This window comes from Pseudomonas sp. BNK-45 (genome assembly GCF_047456255.1).
Lineage (GTDB): Bacteria > Pseudomonadota > Gammaproteobacteria > Pseudomonadales > Pseudomonadaceae > Aquipseudomonas.
Window position 1 is genome coordinate 6,048,113 of sequence record NZ_CP179909.1, and the last position, 15,477, is coordinate 6,063,589.

Below are 15,477 nucleotides of genomic sequence, written 5' to 3' on the forward strand. Positions count from 1 at the left end.
ATCCATCCCCCAAGCCCCCCCAGAGAGAGGCCGACGATGATCGATAGCGCACAGCTCCACCATTTGCCCAGGGCCATCGCCGCCCAATCCCCCGGGGACATCGACAGCCTGCTGGCCAACATGGCACCCCTCGCCCCGCTGCTGGACTGCATCCCCAGCGCGGTGTTCTTCATCAAGGATCTGCAGGCCCGCTACCTGATCGCCAACCTGACCCTGGCCCAGCGCTGCGGCTTCAAGAGCATCCGCCCCCTGCTGGGCAAGACCTCCGCCGAGGTCTTTCCCGCGGTGCTCGGCCCGGTCTACACCGAGCAGGACCAGCGCGTGCTGCACCAGGGCGTGACCATCAAGGGCCAACTGGAATTGCACCTGTACGGCAGTCGCGAACCGGGCTGGTGCCTGACCCACAAGCTGCCGCTCTATGGTCGTGACGCCCGGATCATCGGCATGGCCGGCATCTCCCTGGACCTGCAGGCGGCCCATGACACCCATCCGGCCTATGAACGCCTGGCGGCGGTGGACCGGCATATCCGCGAGCACTACAGCGAAGCCATCCGCCTGCAGGACCTGACCCGCATCGCCAGGCTGTCCACGGCCCAGCTGGAGCGCTACTGCAAGCGCATCTTCCACCTCACGCCGCGGCAGATGATCCACAAGGTGCGCCTGGAACACGCCTCACAATTGCTGCTGACCCAGGAGCCCATCACCGAAGTGGCCCTGCAATGCGGCTACACCGACCACAGCGCCTTCAGCCGGCAATTCAAGGCCCTCACCGGGCTCAGCCCGCGGCAGTTCCGGCAGAACGCCGCGGCCCCGCTCATGCCTGACAGAAAGTGCGGTAGTCGAACAGGACATTGAAGCCGGCCTTGCGGTAGATCGACAGACCGTCGAGCGAGGCCTCCAGCACGCACCATCTGGCGCCCCGGCTCCGGGCGAAGCCGAGCACCGCGTGGATCAGCGCCGTGGCATAACCCCGCCCCTGAAAACCCTGCAGCGTGCCGATATCGTCCAGCCGCGCCACCTCCGGCCCCAGGGACAGGGTCAAGGCGCTCACCGGACGCTGATCGACGTACAGGCTGAAATGCCGCAAGGCCCGCCCGGCCTGCAACGCCGCCCGATGCCGCGCCAGGTACTGCTCGATGGCCGCATCCCCCGACTCGAAGGCACTCGCCACCGGCCGCGCCCAATCCTGCAGGTGCCGATCGGTGCAGCGCACATCCCTCAGCGCCGGCGCGGCCTGGGGCGGGACGTAGGAAGCAAGATCGAGGGCCATGCACCGGGTCTGGTCCGCCGCCACCAGTTGCTGCTGGAGCAACTGCTGGCTGTAGCGCGCCGCCTGGGCCTGGGGCATCACCACACAGAACGGCACCCCGGCACGCTCGAGAAACGCCACGCCCTCGGCCAGAGGCTCGGCGTTGTCGCGTTCGCTGCCCTGCATCAGCAGCAGGTTCAGGCTGCTGGCTGCAACGCCGGTGCAATAGGCGTTCACCTCGTCGCCAAAGCGGCGATAGAACTGCGAGATGGACAGGAAGAAATAATCCTCTGCCCGATGGTACAGATCGCTGATCGCAACGCGCGGTGCCTGCGCCATGTCCTGCCTCCTTGAGCCTCGCGGCGCCGGATCCGACGCCTGCAGCGGGCCACGTTAAGCCCACAGCCCAGGCAGCTCCAGCACAATCCTGTTTGATTGTGCGAAGCCATGTACCGAGGTGTAAGCAGGCGCTGGACCGCCTTGCTCACTCATCACGGCAGGCCGCCGGTTTTTCTCTAGAAGACAGATCGCCTAGTCGTAAAAACCCACCGTCTTCTTCAAATGTTCCGAATATTCATAGATCTCATCGACCGAACTGATCGGATGGCGAGTTTCGACTTTGTCCTGGTCGAAAATGCCGATGTATTTTTGGGCACGGTTGAAATGCAGACGGCAAATGGGCTTGCGATTGTTGTCGTCGAGCAAGATACCGAAATAGCTCTGGGTATCACGTTGGACAATCCGCTTGGCATCCACCACAGAGCGCACCACCGCTCGCACGATGTGATACCCCTCCAGCTCCTCCAGCGTCGTGAAAATCTTTTCATCCGGGCCGTCCTCCTCCACCAGCTCACGTCCATCGTTGATGGGTGCAGAGTGCGTCGTGATGACCGTCTGGTTAGTTCCACTCATGGCTGACTTGAGTCGCTCATTGATCTGGTCATTGAGAAACTGCCCGATGGCCTTGCGCGTCAGTTCAGAGAATTGATCCCTGACTTTCTGGGTGATCACGCCCTCATATACCCGAGAAGCAAAAACCTTCACAAAGTCGTCGTCAGGTTTGCTGATCTGGGAGGCAATCACTTTCTTGATCTGACTGACGTACTTCAATTCGCCAGCTGCACTGAGTACCGAATCGACGTCAAACGCCGACTTGGTCAACTTGATCAATTCAGGAACGGAGTACTCGTCAATGTCCAGCAGATCGAGCTCAAGAAAAGGTTTCTCATCCATCTTGTTCGGCGCGTCCAGATCGGTGAAGAACTTGTAGACCTGACCGTTGGTGAGAATGGAAATACGCGCACTGGTGACATGGAAATAGCGAAACAACTGAGAAGCATGATTGATGTGCAGTGGTTCACCGATTTTCTTGCACTCGATGAGCATCTGCACCTCGCCATCCTTGATGATCGCGTAATCGATCTTCTCGCCTTTCTTGGTTCCGACATCACAGACGAACTCCGGGGTCACCTCCATCGGATCGAAGACGTCATAGCCCAGAACCGTACTGATAAAGGGCATGACGAAAGCATTCTTCGTGGCCTCTTCAGTTTGAATGGCTGCACCTTGCAGCCGCACCTTGGCAGCAAGGTTGGTTAGTTTTTCGAGAAATTCCATGGGAGACCTCTGACTGATTCCGATCCGTGAGTTAGCGTGCTGGCACTTTGACCGCCATTGATACTAGTCACAAACCGTCACAAAGACAGACATCCACATCAACTGGAGCGCACCTGAGCATCAGCCAGCAGCGAAGCGAAGAAAAACGCCGCGCTGCAGCAAACAGCCTTAAGGTTGAAGCACCCAAGGCAACTGTCTGTGAGCCCCACCAACAGCTGGAAGCAGCTCACGCCAGTTCACCCCTCCAGCCGATCGATCGGGCGTCCGGCGCGGATCGCCCTGGCCATTTGCAGGTGGTTTTCCAGTTTCGGCAGGGTTTCCTCGGCGAACGCCTTGAGCTCGGGAAGCTCGCTGGTCTGCGCCTGTTGCCGGATCTGCCGGATCGCCGCCTGGGTGGCCTTGATCTGGTTCGTGGCGTAGACGCGGTCGCTATCCTCGCCTTCGGGAAGTGGCGGCACCCGGCGCTTGGCCTGGTCCAGCAGTTGTTCCCGGGGGGCCACCGGCAGGTCCAGCTGCCTGGCAATCTTCGCCAGATGCTGATTGGCCGTGGTGCGATCGTTGATCACCTGGATGGTGTATTCCTTGAGCGCCTTGGATGAGGTCAGCCGGTGCGCCTGGCGGCTGGCTTCGATATCGGCCATGGCTTGGGCCGAGGCATCGTCGATGAAGGCCGCAGGGGATTGGGCCAGGGCGCTGCCGGCACCAAGGCCCAGCAACAGGGCCAGGCCGGCGCGGCCAAGGACAGTGGCCATGCAGTTCATGGGGGGTCTCCTCTTGCAAATCCATCCGGCGGGAGCCAGCGCCCCCGCCTGCATTGGGAAAACCCTGAGCGCCAAAGGTTTACCGGGAGCGGCGCCGAGACGACGAACGGCGACGCTTCCCGCTTGGGTCCGGGGGCTGGATCAGCGCGCCGGCCTCAGGCGCTGGAGCGGCTCTTGCGCTCGCGCTTGACCGCATACATGGCCTCGTCGGCGTACTTGAACAGCTGTTTTTCCTCCAGGCCATGTTCGGGGTACAGGCCAATGCCGATGCTCGGCAGGATGTTCAGCCAATGGCCATCCAGGCGCAGTGGCTCGTTTAGCGCGTGGCGAATTTTTTCCGCCACGTGCTGGGCGTCATCAATGTGCTGCACGCTTTCCAGCAGCACCACGAATTCATCGCCGCCCATGCGCGCCACGGTGTCGGATTCGCGCACGCAACCCTTGAGGCGGTTGGCCACCGCTTGCAGCAGCATGTCGCCCACGGCATGCCCGCAGGTGTCATTGACCTCCTTGAACTTGTCCAGGTCGACGTACAGCAGGGCCATGCGTCCCGAGTCGCGCCGGGCCCGGGCCAGGGCCGAACGCAAGCGCTCGCGCAGCAGTTCGCGATTGGGCAGATGGGTCAATTGGTCGTACTCGGCCATGTAGTGCAGGCGCGCATGCAATTGCGCACGTTCGATGGCCGCAGCCAGCTGGGCACTGACGTACTGCAGCAGTTCCAGCTCCGCCTCACCGTAGCCTTGGGCGCCGGGGGCGCTCTTGACCATGAGCACGCCGATGGTGCCCTTCTGCGAATTCAGCGGCACCCCCAGCCAGCAACGCGGGCCTTGGATGACCGCGAACTCGTCCCACAGATTCCGGCTCGACGGGCATGTGGGCGCCAGCAGCAGGGACTGGCCATGCTGCAGCACCTGGGCGCAAAACCGCCCGATCAGGGTTCCGGGCCGTTCCGGGCTGCTTTCGCAGTCGTCGACGTGGTAGGGAAAGCTCAGGCTGTCGCTGCGCTCGTCGTACAGCGCCAGGGCGAAATTGAGCGCCGGCAGCCACTCGCCGATGATCCGGTGCACTCGCTTGAACAGCCCCAGCAGGTCTTCGGTGGCGTGGGCCGCCTCGGAGATGGCATACAGCGCGGCCTGTTTCGACTCGGCCAGCTTGCGCTCGGTGATGTCCCGGGCCACGGCAATGCGCAACTGGTCCACCTCCGACCAGCGCGCCGACCAGAGGATATGGGCCACGCGCCCGTCCTTGCGCAGGTAGCGGTTCTCGAAGTTGGGCTTGGGCACACCGCCCATGATTTCCCGGGCGGCCTGCAGGGTGCGTTCGCGATCGTCCGGGTGTACCAGCTCGATCATCCTCCGACCGATCAGCTCATCGGCGGTGTAGCCGAATACCCGCTCGCAGGCAGCGCTGACAAACACGAAGCGACCCTCGATATCCACGGCGCACACGGCGTCCAGGAGCAGGTCGATGAAACTGGCCAGAGGCGCGGAGTTGTTGGTTGCCATCAGAGAAAGCTACTACCCATGAAAAATGCACTGAGTACCCATCCCTTGAGCCTGTTCGGCCAGTGTCGAGCACCGGCCTTACACCCTCGCACCCCGCGAGCGGCGTTATGCCTTGTTGCCGATCAGTCCCGGTACCGCATGCAGCAGGGCATTGATCGCAAAACCGATGAACATCACCCCGCAGATCCGGGTGATTGCCAGTTCGTGGCGCTGGTAGCCATCGCGCACCCGACGCGCGCCGACAACGCCGATGAGAATAGCGTATGCCGCAAGCCCACCGAGGAAGCTCAGGGCAATCAGACCGGGCAGCATCGACCAGGTGAGCAGCTCGGCGCGGCTGGACAGCAGCGCAGTGAAGGTGGCCACGGCCACCGGGTATGCCTTGGGATTGGTCAGGCCGAAGAGAACGCCGTGCCAGAACGGATGGCGCGCGGCGCCCTGGGGCTCATCGCCGTTGCCGCGACGGGCGCGGATCGCGCGCATTCCCAGCCAGAACAGGTACAGGCCACTGAGCAGGCCGAGGATATTGAAAGCCTCGCTGCCGATTTCCCGGGCACCGACAATGGCGATCAGCGCCGTGCTGCACCAGACCACATCCCCCAGCATGTGCCCGCCAAGAAACCCGGCGCCGGCCTTGCGGCCTCGGGACGCACCGATGCCGAACACCGCCAGGACCCCGGGTCCGGGGGTGATGGCATAAATGAAACCCGAGGCGATAACGGCCAGCAACAGCGATGAGGTCATCGGCAAGACTCCAGGACGGATGCACCTCACGGTAACGCCAGGCACAGAACGAATCTGCCGGATTCTGCACGATCAAGGCACCTTGCCACCAGCGACTTTCGTCAGCTGCTTCCAGGCAGCGCAACCTCAGTCGGTGGGGTAAAAGCGCATTCCCGCGTAGGGACGTTCGCGACAGGCGCGTAATCGCGAGGCCAAGTCACCGACATGGACCTCCAGTCGATGGCCATCGGGATCGAGAAAATAAAACGATGCACCCTCGCTGCGGTTGTCACGCCACTCCTGCACCCGCGCCTCCCGCAGACGCTGGACCAGCGATGAAAAATCCGCAGCGCCGACGCCAAAGGCGTAATGGGTGTAATCGGCAACGGCCGGCGCCTGCCGTTGCGGGTCCAGGGACAGGCACAGCCACAGCCCCGGCAACGACAGATAGGCTCCGCACTCCCAGGTGGCCTCCAGGCGCAGTTGCAATAGCTGGTGATAGAAAGCCAGGCTGCGGGGCAAGTCGCTGACCGCCAGGGTCAGGTGATTGAGGCCAGTGAGCATGGATCACACACCTTTCAGGGCTTGGGGCAAGGGGTAGCGCTGACCGTCGTAGTGCAAGGTAACGCGGCTGCTCCTGGGCGCCAGATCACGACGCTCGCAACCGGCCGGGCCCTTGAAATGCTCGGTGTCGACGATTCGCGTACGCACCAGCAGGTCGACATGGCCATTGCGCTGGCCGTTGCCCAGCTCCAGGGTCCGCTGCAGGATCCGGCTGCGCCCGACACACTCACCGCCCGTGCCGAACTCGCCGCGGCGCTCATCCACCACCAGCCCTTCGAGCCTCGGCGGAAGGCCCTTGCCATCGCGCACGAACAGGGTCAGCACGGTTTTCTCATAGGGCCGGGGGCTGGAGGCGCGGAGGTAGTTCACCCGCAGGCCAAAGGCCCGCTCCTCCTCGCTCAACTGATAACGCCCGGTGTCGATCTGCAACCCCTGCAAGGCCAGGCCATCGGAACGCGGGGCCAGGTCCTTGTTGTAACTGGCCACGGCCCAGCCGTTGTCGTCGAGCAGCAGCGCCACATCCAGGTTGTAGCGGGGTGCTTTGGCGTTGACCGGCCCCTGCATCGGCGTTGCTCGAACCCCGATATTCATGCCTTCTTCCGCCGGCCAGGGCTTGCAGACATGGAGTTCTCCCGGGGCATAGATTGAGTCGCTGCACTCGGCCAGCGCGGTCGTCGCCATGCCCAGCAAGGCGCACAGCAGCAGCCCTCGGGCCGATTGTTCAAGCCGTTTCATCAAGCGTCCTTATCGATTGCCGGTATCAGATACCGCTGTAGCCATTGGGCAGGACATAACGCTGGCCGTCGTAATGCAAAGTGACGAGCACCGGCTTGGCGGTCACCGACTTGGACTGGCACTCCTCGCCGACTATTTCGCTTCGGGTACTGACGCTGACCGAACGCACGATCAGGTCGGCATAACCGTGGCTGCGGGTCTTGGCGATCTCCAGGGTACGGGTGGTTTTTGTCCCCTCCCCGGCACACTGGCCATCCCATTCGCCGTTGTAGGAGTGGGCCAGGAATTTCTCCAGCACCGGGCGCAAGGTGCTGCCCTCTCGCACATACAGGCTGAGCCAGACCTGACTGAAGGGGTTGACCCGGGACGAGCCCTCGAACCCGGCACGGACCCCGAACGCCCGCACCTGCGGCGTGAGTTGGAAGCGCCCGGTGTCGAGCTTCACGCTCTCCAGGCGAACCGCGTCGGAAACAAAGGCCGCAGGCTGTGCATAGCGCGCCAGAACCTGTCCGCTGTTGCGCTCCAGCACTGCCAGTTGCAGGTTGTAGGTGCCGTCACCGTTGCCGGTGTCGCTGGGGTCCGGAACCATCTCGGACAACAGGCTGATGCTCTGGTCGGCAAACGCCGGCCAGTCCTTGCACAGGGAAAAGCCCGGAACCTCGGCATTGCGTGGCGGCGGCAGGCACTGGGCCGCCACCGAGGTGGCGCCGGCCAGCAACGCCAGGCTGCCCAGCAGCGGGATCAGAGAAGAGCGACGGAACATTCACGACTCCTTGTGACAGGCGGATACAGCGCGATTTCTGCTCGCACTATCCTCTGCCGCGCGGGCGCTTTCAACGCTGGGAGCTGGAGCTCGGGAGTTGCCTTGCCTTGTGACAACTCCAGACCTGACGAATGGCCGGGGCTGGGCTAGGGTATGACGAGATCGCCATGTCCATCATGTCCCTGCGCTTGCCCGATGAGCTCGCTGAAACCCTGGCCCTGCTGGCAAAGGCCACCGGGCGCAGCAAGTCGTTTCTCGCCGTGGATGCCCTGCGGGATTACCTGGCGCGGGAAGCCTGGCAGATAGAGGAAATCCAGAAGGCCCTGAACGAGGCCGACGCGGGTGACTTTGCCAGTGCCGAAGAAGTGGCGGCCATCGCCGGCAAGTGGACCGACAATGGGCATTGAATGGCTGCGCAGCGCCTTGAACAACCTGGATGCTGAGGCGCGTCATATCGCCCAGGACGATCCCCGGGCCGCAGCGGAATTCGTCAGGACGCTATTGGCCAGCATCGAGCAACTGGCCCGCCTCCCCTCAAGCGGCCGCGAAGGCCGCCTGCCCGGCACCCGGGAGTGGATGGTCCCGGGCTGGCCCTACCTGATTCCCTATCGGGTGCGGGGAGACCGGCTACAGATACTGCGAATTTTCCATACCCGCCGTCAGCCCCCGGCGCGTTGATGAACGCTTCACTTGCAGGAGCTGGCTTGCCAGCGAAACGGATCTACCCGTTCCTCAAAACGCGCTACGGAAGATCTCCTCGATCTGCCGTTGATCCGCCGGACGCGGGTTGGTCAGGCCGCAGGCGTCTTTCAGGGCGTTGGCCGCCAGCAGCGGAATGTCCTGCAACTTGGCCCCCAGCTCACGCAGGCCGGCAGGAATCTCCACATCCCGAGCCAAGACACGAATCGCCGCGATTGCCGCCTGGGCCCCCTCCTCCGGGCTGAAACCACGGATGTCCGCGCCCAGGGCGTGGGCCACATCGGTCAGGCGGTCGGCACAGACGCTGGCATTGAAACTCTGCACATGGGGCAGCAACACGGCGTTGCACACCCCATGAGGCAAGTCGTAGAAACCGCCCAGTTGGTGGGCCATGGCATGCACGAAGCCCAGGGACGCGTTGTTGAAGGCCATGCCGGCGAGGAACTGGGCATAGGCCATGTTCTCCCGCGCCAACAGATCGCTGCCGTCGTGCACCGCCTGGCGCAGGTTGGCGCTGATCATGCTGATGGCTTTGAGCGCACAGGCATCGGTAATCGGGTTGGCGGCGGTGGACACATAGGCTTCGATGGCATGGGTCAGGGCGTCCATGCCGGTGGCGGCGGTCAGGCCCTTGGGCATCGCCACCATCAGCGCCGGATCGTTGACCGACAGCAAGGGCGTGACGTTACGGTCGACGATGGCCATTTTCACGTGGCGCGACTCGTCGGTGATGATGCAGAAACGGGTCATTTCGCTGGCGGTGCCGGCGGTGGTGTTGATGGCGATCAGCGGCAACTGCGGCTTGCTTGAGCGATCGACCCCTTCGTAATCGGCAATCTGTCCGCCGTTGGTGGCACACAGGGCAATGCCCTTGGCGCAGTCATGGGGCGAACCGCCACCCAGGGAGATGACGAAATCGCACTGCGACTGCTGCAACTGCGCCAGTCCCTGCTCGACGTTGGCGATGCTCGGATTGGGCTTGGCACCATCGAAGATCACCGAATCGATGTCCTGCATGGCCAGCTTCTCGGCGATCATCCCGGCCACCCCGGCCTTGGCCAGGCCGGCGTCGGTGACGATCAGCGCCTTGCGAAAACCATAGTTGCGAATGGCCTCCATGGCTTCGTCCAGGCAGTTGATACCCATGATGTTGACGGCGGGAATAAAGAAGGTGCTGCTCATGAGGAAGTCTCCGGGCGAAGGCCCAATGCGGGTGTCGATGCGGTGTATGCCCGACAGGATCGACTCATCGGTCACGGGCGATCTTGATCTGGCTCAAGGGTCGGTCGTGATAAAGTCGGCGCCCTGATCACCTACTGCCTTGAGACCAATGACCGCGATGACGGATTTCCAGGAATTTGACGCCGAACTTGAAGACTGGAACGCCCTGGGCACGAGCACGGCGTTCGGCGGCCTGCTGATCGGCAACGGCGCCAGCCGCGCCGTGTGGGAAGACTTCGCCTACGATTCGCTGTTCGAAAACGCCCGCACCGTCGAAGAAAAGCCCCTGAGTCCATCCGAACTCAGCGTGTTCGAAGCCCTGCAGACCCGCAGCTTCGAGCAGGTGCTGGGGGCCCTGAAAACCACCAGCCGGGTCAACAAGGCCCTGGCGGTCAGCTCGGCGGCGCCGCGCAATCGCTACTACGCGATCAAGGAAGCGCTGATCAACACCGTGCACGCGGTGCACATTCCCTGGCGCCTGATCCAGGCGCAGAGCCTGGCGGCCATCAACCAGGAACTGCGGCGCTACCCCACGGTGTTCACCAGCAACTACGACCTGCTCAACTACTGGGCCGTGCAGCATGACAGCCAAGGCATCGACGACCTGTTTCACGGCGCCGACCCGGCCTTCGCACTGGGCACCGCCCCCCGTGCCGCGACCCGCATCCTCTACCTGCACGGCGGCCTGCACCTGGTACGCAACCTCGATGGCAGCGCGCGCAAGCTGAGTGCCACCGAAGGCACCCTGCTGGGCAGCTTCGCCATCAACAACACCCTCAAGACTCTGGACGACGTGCCCTTGTTCGTCAGCGAAGGGCCGCTGGCGGACAAGCTCAAGACCATCCGCAGCTCGGACTACCTGTCGTTCTGCTACCAGCAGCTGCTGGATCACAGCGGCGCCCTGTGCATCTTCGGCCACAACCTGGGGCCCCAGGACCAGCACCTGGTGCAGGCGATCCGCCAGTCGGCCGTCACGACCCTGGCGATCTCCATCTACCCGCGCAGCGCGGCGTTCATCCAGCACCAGAAGCGCCACTACGCCAAGCTGTTCGAAGGGTTGGAGTTGAACCTGCGCTTCTTCGATTCCAAGACCCACGCCCTGGGCAACCCGGCCCTGGCGGTGCCCGTCGAACACTGACCGCGCCGGGCGCGGGCGTCCTGGGGATCGTCGCGGGCCTGCGGCCCGTTCGCAGCCTGCGGCAGCGGCTACAGATGGGGACGCGCCAGGCTTGGTGTAGCCGCTGGCGCAGCCTGCGATAAGCACCGCCAGGGGCTTGGGCGCCCTGGGGATCGCCGCGGGCCTGCGGCCCGTTCGCAGCCTGCGGCAGCGGCTACAGGAAGTGGTCGGGGTTCATTCTTCGTTGCTGTGTACCACCACCAGCAACTGCGCCTGCTCGTCCCCCAGGGAGCGGATTCGGTGGGGTTTCTGCGCGTTGAAGTGCAGTGCGTCGCCACGGTTGAGGATCACCCGTTCGTTCATGAAATCCACTTCCACCTGGCCTTCGTGGACGAACAGGAACTCCTCCCCCAGGTGCTCCTTGAAGGTCTTGTCACTGAACTCCCTGGCCGGGTAGATGATGAACGGCAGCAGGTTGCGCTCGCTGACCTGGTGGGCCAGCACCGCATAGCCCGGGGCCTGGTCGTTGGCCGCCAGCGACTGGCGCTGGTCGCTGCGCACCAGGCTGTAGCTGTCGAGGCTGATGCTGTCCTCGGCGAACAGCTCCTCGACCTTGACGTTCAGCGCCTTGGCCAGTTTCAGCGCCGCCGCGATCGACGGGGTGTTCAACCCGCGCTCGACTTTCGACAGATAACTCTTGGTCATCCCGGATTTTTCGGCCAGGGCCTCCAGGGTCACGCCAAGTTTTTTTCTCAGTAATTTCAAACGGATAGACATGTAGAGCGGTTAATCCATCTAGGAAACAACGATTGGCGCTTGCCAATGACACAAAGTGTCATATAGCCTTTTAAGTGTCATCACGCCTCACCCAACCACCTCGCAAGCAGCAGGTGAAGCGCAGATCCGACGTCCATTGCACTTCTCAAAGGACCTTCGACATGGCCAAGACATTAGCACTGCCCAAAGACCAGCTGGTCAAGCAAGCCCTGACCCAGATGCAAAACACCCTGGCGGATAATACGTGGACCGACCGGCAAAAGCTGGCCCTGACCTGCCGCATCCTGTTCGAAAACGGCCATGACTCGGGCCTGGCCGGGCAGATCACCGCCCGCGGCCCGCAACCGGGCACCTACTACACCCAGCAACTGGGCCTGGGCTTCGACGAAATCAGCGCCAGCAACCTGCTGCTGGTCAACGAAGACCTGGAAGTCCTCGAAGGCCACGGCATGCCCAACCCGGCCAACCGTTTCCACAGCTGGGTGTACCGCGCCCGGCCGGACGTGAACTGCATCATCCACACCCACCCGACCCACGTTGCCGCGCTGTCGATGCTCGAAGTGCCGCTTGAGGTGTCGCACATGGACCTCTGCCCGCTGTACGAGGACTGCGCCTTTCTCGAAGCCTGGCCGGGGGTGCCGGTGGGCAACGAAGAAGGCGAAATCATCTCCGCGGCCCTGGGCGACAAACGCGCGATCCTGCTTTCCCACCACGGCCAACTGTCCACCGGCGCCAGCATCGAGGAAGCCTGCGTGATCGCCCAACTGATCGAGCGCGCGGCCAAGCTGCAACTGCTGGCCATGGCCGCCGGCCGCATCAAGCCGATCCTCCCGGAGCTGGGCCGCGAAGCCCACGACTGGATCTCCAAGCCCAAGCGCCACGGCGCCGCCTTCAACTATTACGCTCGGCAAAACCTGAAAAAACACGCCGACTGCCTGAACTGATCCACCCCTTATGCCTTGCAGGAGTTGCACCATGCCTACCCCCAAGATCCACGGCATCATCGGCTACACCGTCACCCCCTTCGGCGCCAACGGCGAAGGCCTGGACCTGGACGCCCTTGGGCGTTCCATCGACCGCATGATCGACGCCGGCGTCCACGCCATCGCGCCCCTGGGCAGCACCGGCGAAGGCGCCTACCTCAGCGACACTGAATGGGACCAGGTCGCCGAGTTCAGCATCCGCCACGTGGCCAAGCGCGTGCCGACCATCGTCAGCGTCTCCGACCTGACCACCGCCAAGGCCATCCGCCGCGCGCGCTTTGCCGAAGCCCAGGGCGCCGACGTGGTGATGGTGCTGCCCACCTCCTACTGGAAGCTCAGCGAAGCCGAGATCCTCGCCCACTACCAGGCCATCGGCGCCAGCATCGGCGTGCCGATCATGCTCTACAACAACCCGGCCACCAGCGGCACCGACATGTCGGTGGAACTGATCCTGAAGATCTTCCACAGCGTGGAGAACGTCACCCTGGTCAAGGAGAGCACCGGCGACATCCAGCGCATGCACAAGCTGCACCTGCTGGGCGAAGGCCAGGTGCCGTTCTACAACGGCTGCAACCCGCTGGCCCTGGAAGCCTTCGCTGCCGGTGCCAGCGGCTGGTGCACGGCGGCGGCGAACCTGATCCCCCAGCTCAATCTCGACCTCTACCAGGCGCTGCTGGACAACGACCTGCAGCGCGGCCGGGAGCTGTTCTACCGCCAGCTGCCGCTGCTGGACTTCATCCTCAAGGGCGGCTTGCCGGCCACGGTCAAGGCCGGGCTGGAACTGACCGGGCTGAACGCCGGCGAGCCACGCCGGCCGGTGTTTGCCCTTAACGCGGACGGTCGCCAACAGTTGCACACACTGCTGCAGACCCTGGGTTGAAGCCCTGACAAAAAAGCCCGGGCGGCTGACACCGTCCGGGCTTTGGCATGGGCCGCGTTCACGCGTGGCTCAGTGGCGGTTCAGCGCCACCGGGGCCGTGGTCTTGAACTGCGGGTCCTGCAGCATCTGCGCGATGAAGTCGTCGGTGATGCGCTGCACATGCTGGTATTGGCCGCCATCGAGATTGGCCCAACCGCGCCAGGAGCGGGTGTGGTTGCTGACCCGATACTTGGCCAAAGGCTGGTCGCCACGGCTGACGTGGAACATCACCTGGCTGTCCCAGGTGACGCGGCCCGGCACGATAAAAAAGGTCATCGCGCTCAGCAGCCCCATGGGAATGTTCTGCCAGCCGAAGTAGTCACTGTCGGCCATCACGATCACGTTGTAGCCATCGGCAGTGAACCCCGACTGCACCTGTTCGAAGGTGCCGCGGCGGCGCAGTTCATCACGGATCAGGCCCCCGGGAATGGCGCCCATGACGCTGACGCTGATCGCCGGCAACGCCTGCTGATAATCCACCTCGGCCGGCTTGAGACTATGGCTGGTCTGGCACCCCCCCAGCCCCAGCATCAACACCAGCAACACCCACAACCGCGTCCGCATCACAATTCTCCCGAGAGCATGGCCTTGAGCATCGAGGCCTTGGGCCCCTGCTCCTTGACGATCAACGCGGTGACTTCTTCCATCTTCTCGAGATCGACCCGTTGCAGGTTCGGCACCTGCGGGTACTTAGCACGCACCAGGGCGGCGTCGCGCTCCATATGGTCACTGTGCAAAAACACGCATTTGGCCCCCAGCGCCGACAGACAGGCCGCGCGGAAATCGCCGACGTAATAGGCCTTGCCGGCTTCCAGCTCCAAGGGGATGGAGAAGTCCTCCCGGCTCCAGGACTTGGCGTTGCCGCGATCGAAATGCAGGTTGTAGATCTCGTAGCGCCCAGGCTTGAGTGGCATGACGAACAGGCTGCCGATGCCGTGCCAGCTCTCGCGCACATCCCGTGGCGTGCGGCCGTAGATCTCGTTGTACAAGCGCGCCGAGGCGAACCCGTCACCGCCTCGTGGACGAATCAGCAGCATCTGTTCGTTGGCGGTGTGCACCGCCTTCGGCCAGATCCCGACCACCCCCACCACATAAGCCACCCCCGACTGCGGGTCGGGGTTCATGTTCTTGGCAATTTTCGTGGGTGACAGACTGTAGCAACCGCTCAGCGCCAGCAGCGCGGCGAGTAAAACGAAAGGGCGAATCATGAGGTCGCAGATCCCTTGGACAATGATCGATAACGTCACCCAAGGTGCCAGGCATGCCGAGCGCCCGGTGACGGGCGCGGAGGATAAAACAAGTGATGGCATTTCGCCAGAATTCAGTCGCCAATCGGCTGGCGCCCGCCAGGGGCTCGAACCCAAGCCCGCCGCCATCGCGGGCGACCCGCTGCCACAGGGCCGATGGCGCTGCAACAAGGCCGCCTGGCCCCTGATCGGGCCAAGCGGCAAAGACCTTGTCGAACCGGGTTCAGGCGTCCGTCAGGTCCTTGATGTTGTGGCTCGGACCGTTGGCCTTGACGCTGGCGATGCCCTTGTCCCGGGCCGCCTCCGACGAATAGGTTTCACTGCTGCCGATGATCTGGTGATTGGCCGCCTTGAGATTGAAATAGGGCTTGCCGTCCTTGGCGCTCTTGCGCTCGTAGCGCTCCTCCAGGGGGCTGTTGGCCTGCACCGAGGCAATGCCGTTCTCGGCGGCGGCGCGCGTGGTGTACAGCTCGCTGGTGAGAATGGTCTCGGCGTTGGCCGCCTTGAGCAGGAAACGAAACTGGCCGCTGCTGCTTTTCTTCAACTCATACCATCCGGACATGCTGTTGCTCCTTGGGGTTTTCGATGGGCGTTGAT

19 protein-coding genes are annotated in these 15,477 nt (G+C 63.3%); 6 read left to right on the forward strand and 13 right to left on the reverse strand.

Translation table 11 applies throughout. The annotated features are described in order from the left end of the window. Nucleotides 1-36 precede the first annotated feature (36 nt). On the forward strand, nt 37-855 hold the full coding sequence (locus ACMGG8_RS27415; protein WP_060837962.1) for an AraC family transcriptional regulator: 819 nt from the start codon (nt 37-39) through the stop codon (nt 853-855). On the opposite strand, the gene ACMGG8_RS27420 is transcribed toward ACMGG8_RS27415, so the two are convergent. The 8 genes from ACMGG8_RS27420 to ACMGG8_RS27455 all read right to left on the reverse strand — a co-directional run bounded on the left by ACMGG8_RS27420 (nt 815) and on the right by ACMGG8_RS27455 (nt 7,917). Next, nucleotides 815-1,588, reverse strand: coding sequence for a GNAT family N-acetyltransferase (locus tag ACMGG8_RS27420; protein WP_060837961.1), 774 nt, complete (start codon nt 1,586-1,588; stop codon nt 815-817). The two genes, ACMGG8_RS27415 and ACMGG8_RS27420, sit on opposite strands and share 41 nt — an antisense overlap. 192 nt (nt 1,589-1,780) lie before the next feature. Then, nucleotides 1,781-2,866 (reverse strand): type I restriction endonuclease, encoded by a 1,086-nt coding sequence (locus ACMGG8_RS27425; RefSeq protein WP_060837960.1) that lies wholly within the window; start codon nt 2,864-2,866, stop codon nt 1,781-1,783. A gap of 236 nt (nt 2,867-3,102) precedes the next feature. Beyond that, nucleotides 3,103-3,627, reverse strand: coding sequence for a DUF4142 domain-containing protein (locus ACMGG8_RS27430; protein ID WP_108544647.1), 525 nt, complete (start codon nt 3,625-3,627; stop codon nt 3,103-3,105). A 155-nt stretch (nt 3,628-3,782) separates the two neighbouring features. Then, nucleotides 3,783-5,132: a diguanylate cyclase domain-containing protein gene (locus ACMGG8_RS27435; protein ID WP_060837958.1), complete on the reverse strand. Its 1,350-nt coding sequence runs from the start codon at nt 5,130-5,132 to the stop codon at nt 3,783-3,785. Between the two features lie 105 nt (nt 5,133-5,237). Continuing rightward, nucleotides 5,238-5,876: a LysE family translocator gene (locus ACMGG8_RS27440; protein ID WP_060837957.1), complete on the reverse strand. Its 639-nt coding sequence runs from the start codon at nt 5,874-5,876 to the stop codon at nt 5,238-5,240. A 126-nt stretch (nt 5,877-6,002) separates the two neighbouring features. Further along, entirely contained in the window at nt 6,003-6,419 is a 417-nt protein-coding gene (gene fos, locus ACMGG8_RS27445) for a fosfomycin resistance glutathione transferase (RefSeq protein WP_060837956.1), read from the reverse strand. A 3-nt stretch (nt 6,420-6,422) separates the two neighbouring features. Continuing rightward, on the reverse strand, nt 6,423-7,154 hold the full coding sequence (locus tag ACMGG8_RS27450; protein ID WP_414158771.1) for a hypothetical protein: 732 nt from the start codon (nt 7,152-7,154) through the stop codon (nt 6,423-6,425). A 25-nt stretch (nt 7,155-7,179) separates the two neighbouring features. Continuing rightward, the gene (locus tag ACMGG8_RS27455; RefSeq protein ID WP_060837954.1) at nt 7,180-7,917 is read right to left on the reverse strand and encodes a hypothetical protein; all 738 of its coding nucleotides are present in this window, start codon (nt 7,915-7,917) and stop codon (nt 7,180-7,182) included. A gap of 167 nt (nt 7,918-8,084) precedes the next feature. Here ACMGG8_RS27455 and ACMGG8_RS27460 point away from each other — a divergent pair, with 167 nt between their 5' ends. Together ACMGG8_RS27460 and ACMGG8_RS27465 are read left to right on the forward strand one after the other, a co-directional pair. Then, on the forward strand, nt 8,085-8,324 hold the full coding sequence (locus ACMGG8_RS27460) for a CopG family ribbon-helix-helix protein (protein WP_414158772.1): 240 nt from the start codon (nt 8,085-8,087) through the stop codon (nt 8,322-8,324). After that, nucleotides 8,314-8,595 (forward strand): type II toxin-antitoxin system RelE/ParE family toxin, encoded by a 282-nt coding sequence (locus tag ACMGG8_RS27465; RefSeq protein ID WP_414158773.1) that lies wholly within the window; start codon nt 8,314-8,316, stop codon nt 8,593-8,595. The genes ACMGG8_RS27460 and ACMGG8_RS27465 overlap by 11 nt, the downstream gene beginning before the upstream one ends. Before the next feature lie 54 nt (nt 8,596-8,649). Here the strand turns inward: ACMGG8_RS27465 and yiaY are convergent, their stop codons facing one another. Further along, nucleotides 8,650-9,798 (reverse strand): L-threonine dehydrogenase, encoded by a 1,149-nt coding sequence (gene yiaY / locus ACMGG8_RS27470; protein WP_414158774.1) that lies wholly within the window; start codon nt 9,796-9,798, stop codon nt 8,650-8,652. A 157-nt stretch (nt 9,799-9,955) separates the two neighbouring features. Here yiaY and ACMGG8_RS27475 point away from each other — a divergent pair, with 157 nt between their 5' ends. Further along, nucleotides 9,956-10,975, forward strand: a complete 1,020-nt coding sequence (locus ACMGG8_RS27475) for a DUF4917 family protein (RefSeq protein WP_414159986.1) — start codon at nt 9,956-9,958, stop codon at nt 10,973-10,975. Between the two features lie 213 nt (nt 10,976-11,188). Here ACMGG8_RS27475 and ACMGG8_RS27480 read toward each other — a convergent pair whose 3' ends face one another. After that, nucleotides 11,189-11,731, reverse strand: coding sequence for a helix-turn-helix domain-containing protein (locus ACMGG8_RS27480; protein ID WP_060837950.1), 543 nt, complete (start codon nt 11,729-11,731; stop codon nt 11,189-11,191). 161 nt (nt 11,732-11,892) lie between these two features. Between ACMGG8_RS27480 and ACMGG8_RS27485 the strand changes: the two genes are divergently transcribed. Both ACMGG8_RS27485 and ACMGG8_RS27490 read left to right on the forward strand, forming a co-directional pair. Further along, entirely contained in the window at nt 11,893-12,675 is a 783-nt protein-coding gene (locus ACMGG8_RS27485) for an aldolase (RefSeq protein ID WP_060837949.1), read from the forward strand. Nucleotides 12,676-12,706: 31 nt separating this feature from the next. After that, nucleotides 12,707-13,594, forward strand: coding sequence for a dihydrodipicolinate synthase family protein (locus ACMGG8_RS27490; RefSeq protein ID WP_414158775.1), 888 nt, complete (start codon nt 12,707-12,709; stop codon nt 13,592-13,594). 69 nt (nt 13,595-13,663) lie between these two features. Here the strand turns inward: ACMGG8_RS27490 and ACMGG8_RS27495 are convergent, their stop codons facing one another. The 3 genes from ACMGG8_RS27495 to ACMGG8_RS27505 all read right to left on the reverse strand — a co-directional run bounded on the left by ACMGG8_RS27495 (nt 13,664) and on the right by ACMGG8_RS27505 (nt 15,442). Beyond that, nucleotides 13,664-14,197: a hypothetical protein gene (locus tag ACMGG8_RS27495; RefSeq protein ID WP_414158776.1), complete on the reverse strand. Its 534-nt coding sequence runs from the start codon at nt 14,195-14,197 to the stop codon at nt 13,664-13,666. Further along, a complete protein-coding gene (locus ACMGG8_RS27500) occupies nt 14,197-14,841 on the reverse strand; it encodes a hypothetical protein (protein ID WP_414158777.1) in 645 nt (214 codons plus the stop codon). Before ACMGG8_RS27500 ends, ACMGG8_RS27495 begins: the two co-directional genes overlap by 1 nt. Before the next feature lie 262 nt (nt 14,842-15,103). Next, nucleotides 15,104-15,442: a YegP family protein gene (locus ACMGG8_RS27505; protein WP_060842706.1), complete on the reverse strand. Its 339-nt coding sequence runs from the start codon at nt 15,440-15,442 to the stop codon at nt 15,104-15,106. Nucleotides 15,443-15,477 lie beyond the last annotated feature (35 nt).